This is a genomic window from Streptomyces sp. NPDC091649 (assembly GCF_044756785.1).
GTDB lineage: Bacteria > Actinomycetota > Actinomycetes > Streptomycetales > Streptomycetaceae > Streptomyces.
In genome coordinates this window covers 515663-534749 of record NZ_JBIVTR010000001.1, presented here as the reverse complement: position 1 = coordinate 534749, position 19087 = coordinate 515663, and the positions used below count along the sequence as shown (strand labels likewise).

Here is a 19087-nt window from a genome sequence, read left to right as displayed (position 1 = left end):
CCCGCAGATGACGGGCCGACCCCCAGATGCACTGGGTGTGGTCTGTGATGGTGAGGAGGGGTTCTGGTTCTCAGTGGAGGCCGGTGTTGCGGGCCGTCCCGATCGCCATGTAGAGATTCGCAAACCTCGGCGGCGGATACAACCCCTTCTGGAAAGTTTTTTTTGATTCCTCGGTGTCGACTAGGTCACAGCCGCACTTCTTAGGGGTGGGGGCCAGTCCAAACGTTCGAGTTAAAGGACTTTAGGCCCTTCCACTCACACAATCACACGCAGTGCACGGCGTACGCCTGTGAACGTCACGCTCGTACGCAGTCCCAAGTGGTCGCCGTCCATCTGGAAGGGCAGTGGGACCTTTGAATGCAAGGTGAAGCTCGTGAGGTCGTGCCGTGAAACCGCGTGCTTGCCGCGCGGCCCCTTCTCGGGGCTCGAAGTGAGCAGCTGGGCGCCGTAGCGAGCCACCGCCGCGGTGGACAGCCGCTTCAGTCCGAGGACGTCCAGCGCGGTGTCGAAGGATGCCTTCGGGGAGGCGTACATCGGGCGATTGCCCAGGTAGGTCCAGGGGGCGGTGTTGCAGATGATGGAGAGCGCGAGGTCGGTGACCGGGTCCTGGCCGGGCACGTCGAGCGTGATCTGCCCGTGTCTGCGGTGGGCCTCGTTCAGGAACTGCCGCACCACCTGGCGTACGTACAGGGCGTGCGTCGAGCGCTTCCCGCCCTCGCGCTGCTGTTCGACCCGGCCGATGACGCCGGCGTCGAAGCCCAGCCCGGCGCAGAAGGTGAACCAGCGTTCGGGGACGGACTCGTCCTCCGTGCCGGGGGTGCCGGCCGCGAGGCCGAGCCCGACCGTGCGTTCGGTCCGGTTGGCCAGGGCGTCCAGGATCGCGCCGGTCGCCTCCACCGCGTCGTTCGGCAGCCCGAGGGCGCGCGCGAAGACATTGGTGGACCCGCCGGGCACCACGGCGAGCTTCGGGAGGGAGTCCACGTCCGGGCCCCGGTGCAGCAGCCCGTTCACGACCTCGTTCACCGTGCCGTCACCGCCGAGGGCGACCACCAGATCGATGGCGTCGCTGTCCGCGGCCCGCCGTCCCAGATCCCGCGCGTGCCCCCGGTACTCGGTGGTCACCGCCTCCAGCTTCATCTCGCTGGCCAGCGCGTGGATGAGCACGTCACGGGTGCGGGCACTGGTGGTGGTGGCAGCTGGATTGACCACGAGGAGTGCGCGCATGACGGCCAGCCTACCTACCGGGCGGTTCGGTGCTGTAGTCCCGGTTCGCTGCGCTCCCCGGCACTCACGGAGCGTGATGATTCGGCGGTCGCCGTCCGCCGAACGGGCGCGGTGCCGCGCACCCCGGCTTCACTTCCGGGCCCGCGGGATGTCAACCTGAAAGACGTGAGCACTCAGGAGACACCGTCCAGCCCGTCGACATCCGCGGCGGAGCGCCCGACCAGGATCACCGTCCTCGCCGGGGTCAACGCCCTCGAAGGCGTGGCGCTCGCCGTCGGCGGCGTCTACCTGCTGATCATGGGCCTGCTCGGGAACCTGGAGAGCACACAGCAGGCCGAGACGGTCGGGATCACGCTCATCGCCCTGGGCGCGATCCCGCTGATCGCCGCTCGCGGGCTGCTGCTGCTGCGCAGCTGGAGCCGTGGGCCCGCGCTGATCACCCAGATCATGGCGCTGCCGGTGGCCTGGACGCTGCTGCGGTCGCAGGGTGCCTTCATCCCCACCGGAATCGTCCTGGCGGCGGTCGCCGTCACCGGCCTGGTGCTCCTCCTGAAGCCGGCGACCACCCAGGATCTGGGCATCCGCCGGGGTCACGGGACGACCCCCGGGGTCTGAACCCCGGCCGGTACTCGACGCCCCCGTCCCGCTCCCCGGCCCCGGGGCTACTCCTCGACGAGCAGCCGCTCGCGCAGCTGCGCCAGGGTCCGGGCCAGCAGCCGTGAGACGTGCATCTGCGAGATGCCGACCTCCTGGGCGATCTGCGACTGGGTCATGTTCCCGAAGAAGCGCAGCAGCAGGATGCGCTTCTCGCGCGGCGGCAGGTCCTCCAGGAGCGGCTTGAGCGACTCCCGGTACTCCACGCCCTCCAGCGCCTCGTCCTCCGAGCCCAGCGTGTCCGCGACCGCGGGCGACTCGTCGTCCGTGTCCGGTACGTCCAGGGAGAGCGTGCTGTACGCGTTGGCCGACTCCAGGCCCTCCAGTACCTCCTCCTCGGAGATGCCGAGCCGCTCGGCCAGCTCGTGCACCGTCGGCGAGCGGCCGTGCTGCTGGGACAGCTCCGCGGTCGCCGTGGTCAGCGACAGCCGCAGTTCCTGGAGGCGGCGCGGCACCCGCACCGCCCAGCCCTTGTCCCGGAAGTGGCGCTTGATCTCGCCGACCACCGTGGGGGTGGCGTACGTCGAGAACTCCACCCCCCGGTCCGGGTCGAACCGGTCCACGGACTTGATCAGCCCGATCGTGGCGACCTGGGTCAGGTCGTCCAGCGGCTCGCCGCGGTTACGGAAGCGGCGGGCCAGATGCTCCACCAGCGGCAGGTGCATGCGCACCAGCCGATTCCGCAGCTCGGCCTTCTCCGCGGAGCCGTCGGGCAGCTCCCGCAACTCTATGAACAGGGCCTTCGCCCCGCTCCGGTCGTGTGGATCGTGGTGCCCGTGCTCGCTCATCTGGCCCGCCCGCTCTGCCTGCGACTGCTGCTCCACCGCGACGTCGATGCTCTCGGGCCCGTCCGCTCCGTCCACCGGATGCGGCCGGGCCTGTTGCTCCGGGATGCCTGCTGGGCGCACCACCCCGGATCGGATCGTCTCGTCCCGCACAGGACCGTCCCCGTTCCCGTCGCTCACGCCGGCCCGGGGCCCGCGCCGCGCTGTTTGTAGAGGCTGATGCTGACCGTACGGTCGTCGGCGACCGTGGAGTCGACCTTGCCGGCCAGTGCGGAGAGCACCGTCCAGGCGAAGGTGTCGCGCTCGGGCGCCCGGCCGTCCGTGGTGGGCGCCGACACCGTCACCTCCAGGGAGTCGTCGACGAGACGGAAGACGCAGCTGAGGACGGAGCCCGGCACGGCCTGCTGGAGCAGGATCGCGCAGGCTTCGTCGACCGCGATGCGGAGATCCTCGATCTCGTCGAGAGTGAAGTCCAAACGCGCTGCGAGGCCGGCCGTGGCCGTTCGCAGCACCGACAGGTAGGCACCCGCAGCGGGCAGCCGGACTTCCACGAAGTCCTGATTCCCGGGCTCGCCTGCGATCTGGGACACCCTCACCTCCAAGGTGGCACAAACTCTTTCGAGGTTCCGGGAAGGGTGGCCCGGAGCCATGCGGTCCGTCGACGGTTCTTCGGCTCGGCGACGTTATCGGATCCATGATGCCGTGTCGGACGGACCCCATACCCCGACCGTCACTCATGGTAAGACCATGGGTACACACAGTGGCTAGGGGTCTGCGGCGTCCAATTACGAAGAACCAGCGCCGCATTGACGTACCCCGGCGTCAGACGATCGAACCGTCCTCAGCACCGGCGCCGGCTCTCGCCCGGCTCGAAGCTCCGCATCACGGGGCGACCGGTCGACCGGAAGTGTCCGGTGGCGTGCCGCGGCGGCGGCGAGTCGCGGCGGCCGACGTGCCCGCAGGTGAGGCGGAGCCGCAACCGCACGGGGTCGGTCCCCGCCTCCAGGTACTCGGGGCACGTCGTGCCGAGCGGCACGGGCTCGGGGCGTGGCAGATCCGCTGCATGTGCGCACTCGCTCATGATGGGCAGGTTACGACGGACCGAGGGCGGTGGGCTGGACGCGCTGCCGCTGTGGCCCTGATCGCGGTCGGCGCGGCGGTCGCCGGCGCGGCCCGCCGTACACCGGCGCCCGCCCCGCTCGTGGCCCGCCCCTCACCGCCGCGCCGGTCCTGGGGGCGGTCATCGCCGCGCCGGACGCGGTGACGGCCGCCGCCGTCGCCCGTCGGTTCGGGCTGCCCGGGCGGCCACGGTCCTCCAGGGCGAGTCCCCGGTGAGCGACGCCACGGCGGTCACCGCCTTCCTCCTGCCCTCTTTCGTGGCGTACGCGGTGGCCGAACGGGTGCACGCCTGCGGTGTCCTCGCCGTGGTCGCCGTCGCGCTCTGCCCGGCCCACCGCTCCGGTCAGGCCGACTTCGCCGACCGGCTCCGGGAGGCGGCCGCCGACCGGTCGGCGGCCGCCTCCCGAGGGGGCGGCGCGTCGGGCGCGCCGGTGACGACGGCGGCGACCCGGGCGCCCGGCTCGAACCCGCCCTCCTCGGTCAGCGCGGTCAGCGCGAACAGCAACTTGGCGACGTAGACGCGCTCCACGGGCAGCCCGTGCCGGGCCTCGAAGTCCGCGGCGAAGGTCTCCAGCTCCGGGGTGGAGCGGGCGTATCCGCCGAAGGTGTAGCGCTCCTCCAGCCGCCAGCTCCCGGCCGGCCCGCCGAACGCCTCGCGCTGGAGCCTCTCGACGGCCGGTCCGAGGAAGCCGCCGCGCAGCACCGGGACGCCCAGGGCCCGCTGACCGCGGCCCAGACCGGCGGCCAGCCCGGCCAGGGTGCCCCCGGTCCCGCAGGCGACGGCCGCAACCTCGCACGCTCCGGCGAGCTCGCGCCCCAGCGCCGTACAGCCTTGTGCGGCGAGCGCGTTGCTGCCGCCCTCCGGGATGACCTCCACGTCCCCGAACAGGCTCAGCAGCCCCTCCAGGACCTCGGACGAGCCCTTCGCCCGGTAGGTCGTACGGTCGACGAAGTGCAGCCGCATGCCGTCGGCCGCGCACCGGGCCAGCGACGGGTTGAGCGGCCGGTGCGCCAGCTCGTCGCCGCGGACGACGCCGATGGTGGGGAACCCCAGCAGCCGCCCGGCCGCCGCGGTGGCGCGGAGGTGGTTGGAGTAGGCGCCGCCGAACGTGAGCACGGTCCGCCCGGCGGCGGCCTCCAGGTTGAGGGCGAGTTTGCGCCACTTGTTGCCCGGCAGGTCGGGGTGGATCAGGTCGTCCCGCTTGAGGAGCAGGCGCACCCCGTGGCGCGCGAAGCGCTCGTCGTGGACCTCCCGGAGCGGGGAGGGCACCCGGGGCCGCAGAAGGGCGTCGAGGCGGGGCGGGCTGTTCACCCGCCCATTGTCGCCTCCCCGGGGCCGTGCCCCTTCAGGAGGAGGCCAGCCAGAGGTCCGGGCCGAACACCTCGTAGTGGACGTCGGCCGGCCGGACCCCCGCCTCCAGCAGCCGGGCCCTGACCGACCGCATGAAGGGCAGCGGACCGCACAGATAGGCGTGCGTCCCGGGCCGTACGGTGATGCCGTCCAGGTCGACGAGGCCGGTGCGGTTCGCCGGCTGCCCGGCCTCCGCGGTCTCGTACCAGAAGTGCGCCTCGGCGTCCGGGAGCTTCTCCGTCAGCCGGACGTGGTCGGTGCGCAGGGCGTGGTCGGCCGGCGAGCGGTCGCCGTGCACGACGGTCACCGGGCCCCGGTGCCCCTCCTGCGCGAGGTACTCCAGCATCGACAGCACGGGGGTGCAGCCGATGCCCGCCGAGGCCAGCAGCAGGGGGGCGTCCAGCCGGTCGAGCACCAGGTCGCCGTAGGGGGCGGAGACGCGCAGGAGGTCCCCCGCCCGGGTGTGCTCGTGCAGGCGCCGGGAGACCTCGCCGTCGGGCGTGCCCTCCCCGCGCACCCGCTTCACGGTGATCGACCGCAGCCGGGAGCCGGGGGCGCCGGAGAGGCTGTACTGGCGTATCTGACGGGCGCCGTCCGGGAGTTCGACCTGTACGGACACGTACTGGCCGGGCCGGAAGGCGGGCGGGGTCGTGTCCTGGGCGGGGCGCAGCTGGAAGGTGGCGACGTCCTTCGTCTCCTCGACCCGGGCGGCCACCTCCCAGGTCTGCCACACGTCCCCGGCCAGCACGCCCCGCTGTGCGTAGAGCCGCTCCTCGGTGGCGATCAGGGCGCCCGCCATCAGCCAGTAGACCTCGTCCCAGGCGGCGGCGACCTCCGGGGTGACCGCGTCGCCCAGGACGTCGGCGATGGCCGCGAAGAGGTGGGTGTGCACCACTTCGTACTGCGCCGGGGTCACTCCGAGCGAGGCGTGCTTGTGGGCGATCCGGTCCAGCATCACGTCGGGCCGGGTGCCGGGCCGCTCGACCAGCTGCGTCGCGAAGGCGGCGATGGAGCCGGCGAGCGCCCGCCGCTGGTCGCCGGATGCCTGGTTGCCCCGGTTGAACAGGTCGCGCAGCAGCTCGGGGTGGGCGGCGAAGAGCTTCTCGTAGAAGAGGTCGGCGATGTCCCCGATGGCGGCGCCCACGGCGGGCAGGGTGGCGCGGACCGTGGCGGTGGACCGGTCGGAAAGCATGGAAGGGGGCTCCTCGCGGGTGGGGTGTACTGCCGGGCGGTCGCCGGTCAGTTAATTGGCATGCCTGATGCGTATTTGCGGGCGGAGTTCGCCCGCCCCGCTCCGGACCCGCGGGGACGCGGGGACGCGGCGGGAACGGGGTGGGAACGGGGTGGGGCCGGTCGGGCGGGGTGATCAGTCGGGCGGCGGGCCGCTGCCGATGCCCAGGAGCAGCGGGCCGGTGGGAGAGGCGACGAGGTCGGTGACGGTGATCGGGTCCAGTGCGGCGTAGAAGGCGTCCCGGGCCTCGCGCAGCGCTCCGCGCAGCCGGCAGCCGGAGCGGAGCGGGCAGGGGGCGTCGCCCTCGCACTCGACGACCTCCTCCGGCCCCTCCAGCTCCCGCACGAGCGAGCCGATCGACGCGGAGCGGCCGGCCGAGGTCAGGGTGAGCCCGCCCCCCCGGCCGCGACGGGCGTCGAGGAGGCCGAGGTGCTGGAGCCGGGCGACGACCTTCGCGGCGTGCGTGTACGGGACCCGCATGGCGGCCGCCACCTCGCGGGTGGTCGGCGCCTCCTGCCCCTCGGCGACCGCGAGTCGCATGAGGACGCGGAGCGCCACGTCGGTGAATCTCGTCAGCCGCATGGCTCCACCGTAAGTAAGTGGCATCTGGGATGCAAATTAAGCGTGCCGCCCGGCGACGGGAGCAACGTGCCCCACCCGAAGGCGGATTAGTCGCACTCTTTTGTGTAATGGCGGCCTGGGCCTCCTGCTGAAAGGCTTTTGCACGCAGGTCAGCCCATGATCGAAAGGACGTCAGATGTCCGTTGGTGAAGAGGTTCGCGACACGCAGGCGCCGCCGCAGCAGAGTCTGGGGACGGCGGCTGCGCGGAACCTCGCGACGACCACCAAATCCGCGCCGCAGATGCAGGAGATCACCTCGCGGTGGCTGCTGAAGATGCTGCCGTGGGTGCAGGTGCAAGGCGGTACGTACCGGGTGAACCGTCGGCTCAGCTATGCGGTCGGCGACGGCCGGGTGACCTTCGTGCAGACCGGGGACCGGGTGGCCGTGATCCCCGCGGAACTGGGGGAGCTGCCCGCCCTGCGGCAGTTCGGCGACGACGAGGTCCTCGCCGAACTCGCCCGCCGGTGCGAGCAGCGGGACGTGGCCGCGGGGGAGGTGCTCGCCGCCTCGGGGGACGCGGCGGACCGGGTCTTCCTGCTGGCGCACGGCAAGGTCGAGAAGGTCGGAACCGGGCCCTACGGGGACGAGACGGAGCTCGGCGTCCTCGCCGACGGCGCGTACTTCGGCGACCAGAGCCTGATCGACGGCGACGCCGTCTGGGAGTACACCGCCCGCGCGGTCACACCCTGCACGCTCCTCACCCTGAGCCGTGCCGACGTGTACAACCTCGCGGAGCGCGCCGAATCGCTCCAGGGCCACCTCGCGGGTCTGCTCTCCATTCCGCACCAGCGGACCAACCACTACGGCGAGGCGGCGATCGACCTCTCCGCCGGCCATGTGGGGGAGGCGGTCGTCCCGCACACCTTCGTCGACTACGACGCGGCGCCGCGCGAGTACGAACTGAGCGTCGCCCAGACCGTGCTGAAGGTGCACAGCCGGGTCGCCGACCTCTACAACCAGCCGATGAACCAGACCGAGCAGCAGTTGCGGCTCACGGTCGAGGCGCTGCGCGAGCGCCAGGAGCACGAGCTGATCAACAACAGGGAGTTCGGCCTGCTCAACAACTGCGACTACGGGCAGCGGATCCAGCCGCACGACGGGGCGCCCAGTCCGGACGACATGGACGAGCTGCTCTCGCGCCGCCGCGGATCCAAGCTCTTCCTCGCCCACCCGAAGGCCATCGCGGCCTTCGGACGCGAGTGCAACCGGCGCGGACTCGTCCCGGAGAGCGTCGACATCGGCGGCCACCACGTGCCCGCCTGGCGCGGTGTGCCGATCTTCCCGTCCAACAAGATCCCGGTCACCGACGCCCGCACCACCTCCATCATCTGCATGAGGACGGGCGAGGCCGAGCAGGGCGTCATCGGCCTCCAGCAGACCGGCATCCCGGACGAGATCGAGCCGAGCCTCTCGGTCCGCTTCATGGGGATCGACGAGCAGGCGATCATCTCCTACCTCGTGACGGCGTACTACTCCGCCGCCATCCTGGTGCCGGACGCCCTCGGAGTGCTGGAGAACGTCGAGGTCAGCCGCTGGCGCTGACCCCGAGTCACCCCGGGGGCCCGGGCGGCCTCGGCCACCCGGGCCCCCGGGCCCCGCACCCATCGCCTCGCCCCAGGGAGTGACCGTGACCATGACCAGTACGGACGCAGCGACGGAAGGGCACGAGGCCGCGGCGCTCCTGGAGCGCACCCGCGCCGCCGTCGACCCGCATCTGCGGTCGGCCGTGGAGTCGCTGCCCGGCGGCATACGCCGGATCGCCATTTACCACTTCGGCTGGCAGAACGCCGACGGGACCCCCGCCTCCGGGCAGGCGGGCAAGGCCATCAGGCCGGCCCTCGTGCTGGCCGCCGCCCGAGCGCTGGGGGGCGACCCGGAACGCGCCGTCCGGGCCGCCGTCGCCGTCGAGCTCGCCCACAACTTCACCCTGCTCCACGACGACGTCATCGACGAGGACACCACCCGGCGGCACCGGCCCACCGCCTGGGCGGTCTTCGGCGTCCCGGACGCCATCATCACCGGCGACGCCCTGCTCGCCCTCGCCCAGCGGCTGCTTGCCGAGGACACGCACCCGGCCGCCGCCCGCGCCGCCGCCCGCCTCTCCTCCTGCGTCATCGAACTGTGCGCGGGGCAGCAGGCGGACTGCGCCTTCGAGGAGCGCGGCCCCGACGAGGTCACGCTCGACGAGTGCCTCGCCATGGCGACCGCCAAGACCGGCGCCCTGCTGGGCTGCGCCTGTGCGCTCGGAGCGCTCTGCGCCGGGGCGGAGGACCGGGCGGTCCGCGCGATGGACGGCTTCGGGCGGGAGGCGGGACTCTCGTTCCAGCTCATCGACGACCTGATCGGCATCTGGGGCGACCCGGACCGCACCGGCAAGCCCGTCGGGGCCGACCTGGCCGCCCACAAGAAGTCCCTGCCCGTGGTCGCCGCTCTCACCTCCGGCACCCCGGCCGCCGCCGAGCTGGCCGCGCTCTACCGGGGGCCCATGACCACGTCCGGCGACGTGAACCGGGCCGCCGACGCGGTGGACAGGGCCGGCGGCCGGGACTGGGCCCAGGTCTGCGCGGCCGACCGGATGGCCCGCGCGGTCCACCACCTCTCCCGGGCGGTGCCCGATCCGAGCGCGGCGGGGGACCTGCTGGCGTTGGCCGAATTCGTCACCCGCAGGAGCAGCTGACCCGCCTCGTGTGACCGGAGACGCCCGCTCAACTCTAGTATTCCGAGGGTGTGTTCGGCGGAGCAGTGCGGCAGTGGAGCGGTGGAGAGGCGGCAGCCGGTCATGGGCAGGCGAATTCGGCGGGCGGAGCGGGGTGACCGGGAGCTGGTCGTCTCGGTCATGGAGGAGGCGTTCCACGACGACCCGGTCAGCAGTTGGGTGTTCCCCGGAGAGGCGCACCGGCGCGCGGTGCACGGCAGGTTCCTCGGCGTCTTCGTCGACATGGCCCTCGCCGAAGGACGTATCGACATCGCCGAGGGCGGAGCCGCGGTGGCCCTGTGGCTGCCGGTGCCCGCCGGCCCTCCCCGCGCGAAGGACCCCGCGCCCGGCCCCACGCCGCGGACCGTCGATCCTGACAACGAGCGCTGGGAACTGGTGGGCAGGCTGACCGGGGCCGTGCACCCGCACGACCGTGCGCACGCCTACCTGCTGATGATCGGCGTCTCCCCGGGCCGCCAGGGAGAGGGCATCGGCGCGGAGCTGATCCGGGCGGAGCTGGAGCGCTGCGACCGGGAGGGGACGCCGGCCTACCTGGAGGCCAGCAGCGCGCGGAGCCGCGCGCTGTACGAGCGGCTCGGGTTCCGCTTCCTCGGCAGCGCCGTCGACCTTCCGGACGGCCCGCGGATGTACCCCATGTGGCGCGAGCCCCTGACGGGTCGTACGTCGGCGGAGGGTGGTACGGAAGCCGTCCGGGGCAGGGGCTACAGTCCCTGCTCATGACAGATGAGTCGTGGGCCGGCTGGTACCGGGACAACAAGGGTTCCGACGCCGTCGTTCTCACCACGGACGGACAGCGGCTCCGGATCCGGATCAGAGGGGTCGACTTCGAGGGCGAGAGCTTCGACGACCTGGCGCCGGTCGCCGGCATCCCTCCGGAGAGCGGCATGTTCGCCCTCGCGGACGGGGCGCTGACCGACTGCGTGCTGGAGTGGGACCTGCCGCTGCCCGTCCTCGTCGCGGGCACGCTCCGTCACGCCACGCTCAGCTGCCTGCTCTCCCTGCGCCGGGTCGACCCGGATCTCCACCTCGCCCTCCACCTGGACGGCGCGGTGTACGAATCGGCGCGCGCCGAGCGTGACTTCGCCATGGCCCTGGCCGCGGTCCAGCGGCTCCTTCCGGACGACATCCGGATCCAGAGCTGTATCGCCTGCGCCTTCTCCGACTACTTCCCGGCACCGGGCCGGGGCCTCTCCGGCGGTCTCGCCTGCTTCCGGGGAGCCAAGGACGCCTATCGGGACTCGGCGGGCGAGGACGACGTCCTGGACCTGTGGGACCGGCGGTCCGGGTTCGTCCAGGAGATCTGGAGCTGCCGCGAGTTCGAGGCGCGCCCGGCCGACGGCGCGGGCACCGGCCACCGGGGAGCCTTCCCGCTCGAACTCGCGCCCGACCCGGTCGCCTAGCCCGGCCGCCTGAGCCCGTCGCCTGAGCCGGTCGCCCGGCCCGGCCGCCTGACCTGGCCGCCTGAGCCGGTCGCCCAGCCGGGCCCGTCCGGCGCGCGCAGCCGTCAGGGCCGGGCCCGTCCGGCGCCGGGCCCGGCCGGCGCGCGCTGCCGCCCATTCCCGGACGCCCGCCCATTCCCGGACGCCCGCCCGGTCCGCAGCCCGGCACTGCCGCCGCTCGGCGCCGCGCCGCGCCGCCCCGGCCCGGCCCGCTCCGACCCTTGTCCGCCCCCCTCACCCCAGCCCTCCGCCCCAGCCCCCGCCGCCACCTGCCGCAATCGAAAGCGCCTCGTATCCGCCCCGTACCGCGCCCGGTACGGGGCGGACGCGCGTCATCCCGTTGCCTCTCCCTCTATTGTTCTACTAGCATGCGAACAACGGAGGTTTTCCATGACACGTAAGAACCTTGGCCGCGCCACGCTCGCAGCCCTGCCCTTTATGCTCGCTCTCCTCATCGACCTCGTCCTCTACGTCACCGTCAAGGACCGTCTGCCCGACCGGCTGGCCGCCCACTTCGACGCCGGCGGACATCCCGACCGGTACGTCGGCCACGCCGCCTACCTCCTCGCGCTGGGGCCCGTCCTGCTGGTGCTCGGCGCTCTGTGGGCCTTGGTCGCGGTCAACGGCAAGGTCTACGGACGCGCCCACCGGTGGCTCCACGCCGGGGGCTTCGCCATCGCCGCGTTCCTCGGGTACCTGCTGATCGCGGTACTCCTCGTCAACGTCGACGTCCCGGGAGGCGGCCCGGCCGAGGGCTTCCCGCTCCGGCACCTCGCGGCGGCTCTCGGCGCGGCCGTCGTGGCCGGTGCCGTCGGGATGGCGCTGTCCCGGCTGGTGCCCGCACCCGAGGCCCCCCGTCATGACCCGGCCGACCGGGCGCGGATCGCTCTGGCGGACGGCGAGGTGGCCGGCTGGGTGCGCGGGGTCGGCGCGTGGTGGCCGCCGGTCGCCGTGCTGCTGTTCCTGGCGGCCGGTGTCGTCGTCGGCCGGGAGCAGAGCTGGTTCATCGGGACGCCGCTGCTCCTCCTCGCCTTGGCGGCGGCCGCCTTCTGCCGCCCCCACGTGACCGTGGACCGACGGGGCCTCACCGTCTCGGGACTGCTGCCCCGGCCCCGGGTGCGGGTGCCGCTGGAGCGGATGGAGGGAGCGGACAGTCGTCGCGTCAACGCCCTTTCCGAGTACGGCGGATGGGGCTACCGCATCCGCCCCGAGCGCAGCGGTGTGATCACGCGCTCCGGTGAGGCCATCGTCATCAGCCTGACCAGCGGCCGGGAGTTCGCCGTCACCGTCGACGACTCGGCGACCGGCGCGGCCCTGCTCAACACGCTGCTCGACCGGCAGCGGGCGGGGCGCTGACCATGCTGTTCCGTGTCGACCCGACCTCCACCGTTCCGCTGGGGGACCAGATCGCCGCCTCGGTCCGGCGTGCGGTCGCCGAGGGCGCGGTGGCCCCGGGTGAGCGCCTGCCCGCCGCCCGGACGCTCGCCGAATCCCTCGGCGTGAACGTCCACACCGTGCTGCGCGGCTACCAGCGGCTGCGCGAGGAAGGGCTCATCGAACTCCGCCGGGGCCGGGGCGCGGCGATCACCGCGGGTGCCTCGCCGCAGCGGGCGCGGCTCCTGGAGCGGGTCCGCGAAGTGGTCGCGGACGCCCGCGACCTGGGCATGACCGAGGACGAACTGCTCACCCTCGTCCGCAGCGAACTCCACCCCTGACAGCCGCACCGCTCACAGGTGCACGGCACACGAGAGCCCGGCGCTCGGGAGGTCGGGCGTCGCGCGCACCGAGCGGAGGACCGTTCCGCCCGCGGAACGGTCCTCCGTCGCGCCGTGCGCCCGGCCGCCGCCGCTCGTACGGCACCGCTGGCGCCGGTGTGCGTCCCGGTGTCAGGAGGCGGAGTGGGCGAACGCGGACAGGCCGTACCGCCACAGCTGGTTCACCCGGGCCCGCTCGTTGGAGTCCGGGATCGCGTTGGTGCAGGACGGGCCGGGGCCGCCGCCGGACATCAACTGGCTGCACGGGCCGGAGTAGTTGTCCGGCAGGCCGAGCACGTGTCCGGTCTCGTGCGTGGTGACCCGGGTCGAGTTGTACTGCTGGTTCTGCCGGTAGTCCAGGAAGATGTAGCCGCGACCGTGCCCGTCGGTGCTGGCGTACGAGCCCCGGGAGTCGTTGCCCTCGTAGTACCGGAAGTCGGCGTTCGAGCCCTCCTGGAGCCGGACGTTGGAGACCGAGCTGTTCCAGATCTGGGTGCTGCGGGCTATCTGGCTGCGGAAGCTCGGGGCGCTGGACGCGTTGTAGGTGACGGTGACCGCCAGCGCGCCCGGGTTGGCGGCCCGCTTCTCGGCGACCGACTTCATGACCGCTTCGTGGAAGGCCCGGTTGGCCGCGGCGTTCTCGCTCGACCCGGTGTACGCCGCGATGGTGGAGGAAGAGGAGGGCGCGGCGGGGGCCGGTGCGGCGGCGGCCGAGGGCGCGGCGCCCACTGCCGCGACCAGGCCCAGCCCGGCGAGGGCGGCGGCGAAGGTGGTCCTGAGGTGTCTCATGGGGGGTCTCCTGCCTGTCCGATGAACCCACGCCGTGGGGGTGCCCGGTGGGGGCCGGCGTGGGGGCGGTACGGGGAGAGTGTGGTGGAGCCGACAGCCGCCGGGGATGATGCCAACCGGGGATAGGGCCGCCCTATCGCCCGTTGCCGGGGAGAACCCCCGGGAGGCGTCCGTCTGACCAACACCCGGTGAAATGAAGCTGTTTGGTGGGGTTGCGACGTCTGGTGCGCGGCGGACCGCGGTCATAGTCTCCGCTGCATGGAGCTGGAGGTGAGGCACCTCAGGGCGCTGTGCGCCATCGCCGACGCCGGCAGCCTGCATCAGGCGGCCCGGCGCCTCGGCGTGAGCCAGCCCTCCCTGACCACCCAGCTGCGGCGGATCGAGAACGCGCTCGGCGCCGAGCTGTTCCGCCGTGAACGGACCGGCTGCCGGCCGACCTCCCTGGGCCGGGCCGTCCTGAACCGGGCCCGCCCCCTCGTCGACGGCATGAGCGACCTGGTCGCCGAGGCGCTGGCGGAGGCCGAGGCCGCCCGCCCCCTCGGGTCCCGGCTGCGTATCGGCTCCACCGCGAGCCGGGTCATCGGCGGCTGGCTGCGCCGGCTGCGGGTCGCCCTGCCCGGCACCGACATCTCCCTGCGGGTCGACGTCTCCGCCCACGCGCTGCTGCGCTCGGTCGAGGCCGGCCGCCTGGACGTCGCCTTCGTGCACGAGGTGGAGGGCTGCCCGCTGGCGCTCCCGGAGGGCCTGGACCAGCGCGTACTCGTCGAGCGGGAGCCGCAGTTCATCTCGCTCTCCCGGGACCACCCGGCCGCCCGCCGCCGTGTGGTGGAGCTCGGGGACCTGGCGGGCGATCCGTGGATGGTCGATCCGACGGTGGACGGCGAGTGGGACGGGGTGCGCCGCGTGCTCGGCGCCGCCGGACTGAATCCGCCGGTCCTGCACGGCGACTACCTCACCGCCGCCTCCCTCGTCGTGCTCGGCGAGGCCGTCGCCCCCTGTCAGCCGACGTCCGGCCCGCGCGACGACATGGTGATCCGCCCGCTGCTGGGGGACCCGCTCGCGGTGCGGCTCCTGTTGGTCTCCCGGCCGGGGGCGGATGTCGCGGTGGTGTACGGGCAGTTGGAGGACGCCTACCGGGACGCGGCGCGACGGGCGAGCGGCTACCACGAGTGGCTGCTGCGCCACCGCTCGCCGCTGGCCCGGACCCGCTGACCCATCGCCTCCCCCGCCCGCGCGGCGGAGTTCCCGGTTCTGCTGACAGCGTGGACGTGTTCCCCCGCCCCCTTCCGCCGGGCAGGGTCGTCGTATGAGGCTTCTGATGCTGGGCGGTACCGAATTCGTCGGGCGGGCCGTCACCGACGCGGCCCTGGCGAGGGGGTGGGAGGTCACGGTGTTCCACCGCGGCCGCCACGCGCCCCCGCCCGGTGCGAGCGTGCTGACCGGGGACCGGACGGCGGGCGCGGAGGGCCTCGCGGCGCTGGCGGCGGACGGGCGGGACTGGGACCTGGTCGTCGACACCTGGAGCGGTGCGCCCGCCGCCGTCCGGGACGCGGCCCGCCTGCTCTCCGGGCGGGCCGGGCACTGCACGTACGTCTCCAGCCGCTCGGTGTACGCCCATCCCGCCGCCCCCGGGCTCGACGAGGACGGCCCGCTCGTGACCGGTGCCTCGCCCGACGACGGGGACGTGCCGTACGACCGGGCCAAGCGCGGCGGTGAGCTGGCCGTCCTCGACGCCTTCGGGGACCGGGCCCTGCTGGCCAGGGCGGGGCTGATCATCGGCCCCGGGGAGAACATCGGCAGGCTGCCCTGGTGGCTGTCGCGGATCGCCCGGGGCGGTCCCGTGATCGCCCCGGGCAGCCCCGAGGCGGAGCTCCAGTACATCGACGCCCGGGACCTGGCGGAGTGGATCCTGGACGCGGCGGCGGGCGGGCTGGACGGCGCGTACAACACCGTCGGCCGCCCCGGTCACACGACCATGGGCGAACTGCTCGCGGCCTGCGTGGCGGCCACCGGGTCCGACGCCGAACTGCGCTGGATGGAGCCGGAGGTTCTGCTGGCCGCAGGAGTCGAACCCTGGAGCGACCTGCCGATCTGGCTGCCCCCGGGCGAGCTGTACGACACGTTGTACCGGGGCGGCCACGCCAAGGCGTACGCCACCGGGCTGCGCTGCCGCCCGGTCGGGGAGACCGTCGCGGACACCTGGACCTGGCTGTGCACCCTGGGCGGCACGGCGCCCCGACGCCCCGACCGCCCGCCGGTCGGCCTCGACCCCCGACTGGAGGCGAAGCTGCTGGCTCTCTGACGCACCGCTCCCGTGTGCGTGTCGCGACGAAGGAACCCTCTATAGGGCTACGTAACCGGGCAAGAGCGGCGTGTCATACAAAATGACGAAGTGTTAACCATGCATATTGCGCGGCATGGAACTGAAGGCGCGCAGGCGCGGCAACGCAATCCGGGCAGCAGTGACAGTGGCGACGGCCGCGGCGATGGTGGGCGTGCTGGCCCCGGCCGCGGGTGCCGATCCGCTGCCGGGCGGACTGGGACCCTGCCTCGGCAGCTCCTGCCCGCCCAGCTGGAACGACCCCAACAACGGGCCGGTCACCAACTTCGACAGCAACATCAACGTCTACGTCGGCGGCGACTTCCTGGTCCGCGAAGCGGCGGCGGAGGCGGAGGGGAAGGTCGTCACCCTCGGCCGGTTCGACATGGACAAGCGCGACGGGGTGTCGCAGGTCTACAACGTCGGCATCGCGGGCGTCGGTTCACGGGTGCCGCCGCCGGACGGCTCCGACTACCTGACGGCCGGCGGGGACGTCACCATCGCCGAGGGCGAGCGCCTCCTCGCCGAGGAGGGCACGCACTCCGGCCGCGTCGCGTACGCGGGTGAGCTCACCGGCACGGTGAACCCCACCACGGCCCCCCGGTTCGACCCGGACGCTGCCGCCCCGTACACCGAGTTGCGCCCGCAGCTCACCGAGGCCAGCCACTGCTACGCGTACGACGGCGACGAGCACCGGGAGGCGACGGGCACGTGGCAGCGGACCGGTGACGTCATGACGTTCACCGGAGACGGCGCGTCCGCGATCCAGATCTTCGACGTGGACGCGGACCTGGAGTCGGAGACGGGCGGCAACACGGGGTTCGTGTTCAACGGCATCCCCGAGGGTGCGACCGTCCTGGTCAACGTCTACGGCGACACTCGCAGCGTCGCCACGTTCATGGGGTCCTTCCCCAACGAGGGGCTCCGCGAGCACCTCCTGTGGAACTTCCCGGACGCCACCGACCTGTCGCTGACCGGCCCGGCCCAGTTCGAGGGCAGTGTGCTGGTCGGCCAGCCGACGAGCACCACCGTGCTCAGCATGAGCGGCACCAACGGCCGTTTCTACACGGCGGGTTCGCTCACCCACACGTCGGCGGGCGCTTCGGGCGGCCAGGAGATCCACGCTTACCCCTTCGACGGCGACCTGCCGAGCTGCACACCCGACCCCACGCCGACGCCCACGGACCCGACGCCGACCCCGACGGATCCCACGCCCACGCCCACGGACCCGACGCCGACGCCGACGCCGACGGATCCGACGCCCACGCCGACGGATCCCACGCCCACGCCCACGGACCCGACGCCGACGCCGACGCCGACGGATCCGACGCCGACGCCGACGGATCCGACGCCCACGCCGACGGATCCCACGCCCACGCCCACGGACCCGACACCGACGCCCACGGACCCGACGCCGACCCCGACGGATCCCACGCCCACGCCCACGGACCCGACGCCGACGCCCACGGACCCGACTCCGACCCCGACCGATCCGACGCCGACCCCCACCGACCCGACGCCCTCCCCCACCGACCCCGCCCCGAGCCCCACCGGTCACACGCCGCACCCCACGCACTCGCCGAGCCACCCGGGTGAGCTGCCCGACACCGGCTCCCGGGGCGGCGAATGGATCATCGGGTCCATCGCGGCGGCGCTGGTGGCCGCAGGCGGCACCGTCCTCGTGGCCACGCGCCGGGCTCGCCGCCGCACCTTCTAGTACGGCCTCCGGCAAGGAGGGCTAGCGTGGTCCGATGACCGAACCGCTGCTGCACCTCGCCGAAGCGCCTCTGTGGGAGGCGGCCCGCGGGTCAGGGACGTACGAGATGTCCACCCGCGGCCGCACCCTCCAGGAGGAGGGCTTCATCCACCTCTCGCTGCCCCACCAGCTCCCCGGTGTGGCACGGATGCTGTACGGGGACGGCGACCGGGACCTCGTGGTCCTGGTCGTCGACCCCGGCCGCCTGGTGGACCCCGTCCGGTACGAGGCGATGAAGCCCGGTGGCGAGGAATTCCCGCACCTGTACGGACCGCTCCCGGTGGACGCGGTCGTGGAGGTGCGGCCCCTCGGGCCGGTGACGACCGGCGCCGGCCCCACGAACGATCGACGAGAGGAAGACGAATCCCAGTGATCGGCCCCCTCACCGCGGTGACCGGAGCGAGCGGAGCGGTCGGCGGCCGGGTCGCGCGGCGGCTCGCCCGGACCGGCGTACCCGTACGGCTCCTCGGCCGCGACCCCGCCCGACTGCCCGACCTGCCCGGCGCCGACCGCGCGCCCGCCGCCCCCTACGGCGACGGGGAGGCCATGCGGCGGGCCCTCGACGGGGCGCACACCCTGTTCCTGGTCTCCGCCCACGAAAGCCCCGACCGGGTCCGCCAGCACACCACGGCGATCGACGCCGCCGTGGCGGCGGGCGTGGAACGGATCGTGTACGTGTCCTTCCAGGGAGCCGCCCCCGACGCCACGTTCACCTTCGCCCGCGACCACTGGGACACCGAGGCCCACATCCGTACGGCCGAGGTGCGCCACACCGTCCTGCGCGACAACTGGTATCTGGCGGGGCTGCCCGCGATGACCGGGACCGACGGTGTGCTGCGCGGACCGGGCGGCGACGGACGGGTGGCCGCCGTCGCCCACGACGACATCGCCGACGCCGCGGCGGCCGTGCTGCTGGACGAGGGCACGGACCACGACGACCGGATCTACGACCTCACCGGGCCCGAGGCGTTCACCCTCGCCGAGGCGGCCGAGGAGCTGAGCCGGGTCACCGGGCGCCCCGTCGTCTACGTCCCCGAGACGCGAGCGGAGGCATACGCCTCCCGGGCCGGCTACGGGGCCGAGGACTGGGAGGTGGCCGGCTGGGTCACCTCGTACGAGGCCATCGCCAACGGCGAACTGGCCGCGGTCTCCGACGCGGTCCCCACGCTCACCGGGCACCCGGCGCAGAGCCTCGCCCAGTTCCTGGTCGAGAACCCGGACAGCTACCGCCACCTGCTGCCGGGCGGCTGAACGACGCGGACCGCGCTGCCGGGCGGCTGAACGACGCGGACCGCGCCCCCGCCCCGCTGCCCTCCCCGCCCCGCCG

20 protein-coding genes and 1 pseudogene are annotated in these 19087 nt (G+C 73.3%); 13 read left to right on the top strand and 8 right to left on the bottom strand.

Going from position 1 to position 19087, the window contains the following annotated elements; all coding sequences use genetic code 11:
* Window positions 1–255 precede the first annotated feature (255 nt).
* Complete coding sequence (locus tag ACIQMU_RS02325) at window positions 256–1224, bottom strand: diacylglycerol kinase family protein (protein WP_352238138.1); 969 nt, start codon at window positions 1222–1224, stop codon at window positions 256–258.
* Window positions 1225–1389: 165 nt separating this feature from the next.
* On the opposite strand from ACIQMU_RS02325, the gene ACIQMU_RS02320 reads away from it, so the two are divergent.
* Window positions 1390–1839, top strand: a complete 450-nt coding sequence (locus ACIQMU_RS02320; RefSeq protein ID WP_352238139.1) for a hypothetical protein — start codon at window positions 1390–1392, stop codon at window positions 1837–1839.
* Between the two features lie 47 nt (window positions 1840–1886).
* Here ACIQMU_RS02320 and ACIQMU_RS02315 read toward each other — a convergent pair whose 3' ends face one another.
* The 3 genes from ACIQMU_RS02315 to ACIQMU_RS02305 all read right to left on the bottom strand — a co-directional run bounded on the left by ACIQMU_RS02315 (window position 1887) and on the right by ACIQMU_RS02305 (window position 3744).
* Window positions 1887–2843, bottom strand: coding sequence for an RNA polymerase sigma factor SigF (locus ACIQMU_RS02315; RefSeq protein ID WP_402688068.1), 957 nt, complete (start codon window positions 2841–2843; stop codon window positions 1887–1889).
* Window positions 2840–3253: an anti-sigma regulatory factor gene (locus ACIQMU_RS02310; RefSeq protein ID WP_003966375.1), complete on the bottom strand. Its 414-nt coding sequence runs from the start codon at window positions 3251–3253 to the stop codon at window positions 2840–2842. The genes ACIQMU_RS02315 and ACIQMU_RS02310 overlap by 4 nt, the downstream gene beginning before the upstream one ends.
* Window positions 3254–3504: 251 nt before the next feature.
* Window positions 3505–3744: a hypothetical protein gene (locus tag ACIQMU_RS02305; RefSeq protein WP_402688067.1), complete on the bottom strand. Its 240-nt coding sequence runs from the start codon at window positions 3742–3744 to the stop codon at window positions 3505–3507.
* A gap of 128 nt (window positions 3745–3872) precedes the next feature.
* Between ACIQMU_RS02305 and ACIQMU_RS02300 the strand changes: the two are divergent.
* Window positions 3873–4180, top strand: a pseudogene (locus ACIQMU_RS02300) (Na+/H+ antiporter); the annotation flags it as partial.
* Here ACIQMU_RS02300 and ACIQMU_RS02295 read toward each other — a convergent pair.
* The 3 genes from ACIQMU_RS02295 to ACIQMU_RS02285 form a co-directional block, all read right to left on the bottom strand.
* Window positions 4126–5094, bottom strand: coding sequence for a pyridoxal-phosphate dependent enzyme (locus tag ACIQMU_RS02295; protein WP_352238142.1), 969 nt, complete (start codon window positions 5092–5094; stop codon window positions 4126–4128). The pseudogene ACIQMU_RS02300 and the gene ACIQMU_RS02295 overlap by 55 nt on opposite strands.
* A gap of 34 nt (window positions 5095–5128) precedes the next feature.
* Window positions 5129–6325, bottom strand: coding sequence for a globin domain-containing protein (locus ACIQMU_RS02290; protein ID WP_352238143.1), 1197 nt, complete (start codon window positions 6323–6325; stop codon window positions 5129–5131).
* A 174-nt stretch (window positions 6326–6499) separates the two neighbouring features.
* Window positions 6500–6946, bottom strand: coding sequence for an Rrf2 family transcriptional regulator (locus ACIQMU_RS02285; protein WP_352238144.1), 447 nt, complete (start codon window positions 6944–6946; stop codon window positions 6500–6502).
* 175 nt (window positions 6947–7121) lie between these two features.
* Between ACIQMU_RS02285 and ACIQMU_RS02280 the strand changes: the two genes are divergently transcribed.
* From ACIQMU_RS02280 to ACIQMU_RS02255, 6 genes are all read left to right on the top strand, one after another.
* Window positions 7122–8528 (top strand): family 2B encapsulin nanocompartment shell protein, encoded by a 1407-nt coding sequence (locus ACIQMU_RS02280; protein WP_352238145.1) that lies wholly within the window; start codon window positions 7122–7124, stop codon window positions 8526–8528.
* Window positions 8529–8619: 91 nt separating this feature from the next.
* Window positions 8620–9663, top strand: coding sequence for a family 2 encapsulin nanocompartment cargo protein polyprenyl transferase (locus ACIQMU_RS02275; protein ID WP_402688066.1), 1044 nt, complete (start codon window positions 8620–8622; stop codon window positions 9661–9663).
* Between the two features lie 102 nt (window positions 9664–9765).
* On the top strand, window positions 9766–10422 hold the full coding sequence (locus tag ACIQMU_RS02270) for a GNAT family N-acetyltransferase (protein ID WP_352238147.1): 657 nt from the start codon (window positions 9766–9768) through the stop codon (window positions 10420–10422).
* Window positions 10419–11102 carry a DUF6304 family protein gene (locus ACIQMU_RS02265; protein WP_352238148.1) on the top strand — a complete coding sequence of 228 codons (684 nt, stop codon included), beginning with the start codon at window positions 10419–10421 and terminating at the stop codon, window positions 11100–11102. Before ACIQMU_RS02270 ends, ACIQMU_RS02265 begins: the two co-directional genes overlap by 4 nt.
* Before the next feature lie 429 nt (window positions 11103–11531).
* Window positions 11532–12497 (top strand): DUF1648 domain-containing protein, encoded by a 966-nt coding sequence (locus tag ACIQMU_RS02260; protein WP_352238149.1) that lies wholly within the window; start codon window positions 11532–11534, stop codon window positions 12495–12497.
* A gap of 2 nt (window positions 12498–12499) precedes the next feature.
* Window positions 12500–12856 carry a GntR family transcriptional regulator gene (locus tag ACIQMU_RS02255; protein WP_352238150.1) on the top strand — a complete coding sequence of 119 codons (357 nt, stop codon included), beginning with the start codon at window positions 12500–12502 and terminating at the stop codon, window positions 12854–12856.
* Between the two features lie 171 nt (window positions 12857–13027).
* On the opposite strand, the gene snpA is transcribed toward ACIQMU_RS02255, so the two are convergent.
* On the bottom strand, window positions 13028–13684 hold the full coding sequence (gene snpA, locus ACIQMU_RS02250) for a snapalysin (RefSeq protein ID WP_352238151.1): 657 nt from the start codon (window positions 13682–13684) through the stop codon (window positions 13028–13030).
* 258 nt (window positions 13685–13942) lie between these two features.
* Here snpA and ACIQMU_RS02245 point away from each other — a divergent pair, with 258 nt between their 5' ends.
* The 5 genes from ACIQMU_RS02245 to ACIQMU_RS02225 all read left to right on the top strand — a co-directional run bounded on the left by ACIQMU_RS02245 (window position 13943) and on the right by ACIQMU_RS02225 (window position 19011).
* Window positions 13943–14896: a LysR family transcriptional regulator gene (locus ACIQMU_RS02245; RefSeq protein ID WP_352238152.1), complete on the top strand. Its 954-nt coding sequence runs from the start codon at window positions 13943–13945 to the stop codon at window positions 14894–14896.
* A 94-nt stretch (window positions 14897–14990) separates the two neighbouring features.
* Window positions 14991–15986, top strand: coding sequence for an NAD-dependent epimerase/dehydratase family protein (locus tag ACIQMU_RS02240; protein WP_352238153.1), 996 nt, complete (start codon window positions 14991–14993; stop codon window positions 15984–15986).
* A 115-nt stretch (window positions 15987–16101) separates the two neighbouring features.
* Window positions 16102–17721 carry a choice-of-anchor A family protein gene (locus tag ACIQMU_RS02235; protein ID WP_402688065.1) on the top strand — a complete coding sequence of 540 codons (1620 nt, stop codon included), beginning with the start codon at window positions 16102–16104 and terminating at the stop codon, window positions 17719–17721.
* Between the two features lie 34 nt (window positions 17722–17755).
* On the top strand, window positions 17756–18133 hold the full coding sequence (locus ACIQMU_RS02230) for a DUF952 domain-containing protein (protein WP_352238155.1): 378 nt from the start codon (window positions 17756–17758) through the stop codon (window positions 18131–18133).
* On the top strand, window positions 18130–19011 hold the full coding sequence (locus ACIQMU_RS02225) for an SDR family oxidoreductase (RefSeq protein ID WP_352238156.1): 882 nt from the start codon (window positions 18130–18132) through the stop codon (window positions 19009–19011). Before ACIQMU_RS02230 ends, ACIQMU_RS02225 begins: the two co-directional genes overlap by 4 nt.
* Window positions 19012–19087: the final 76 nt, after the last annotated feature.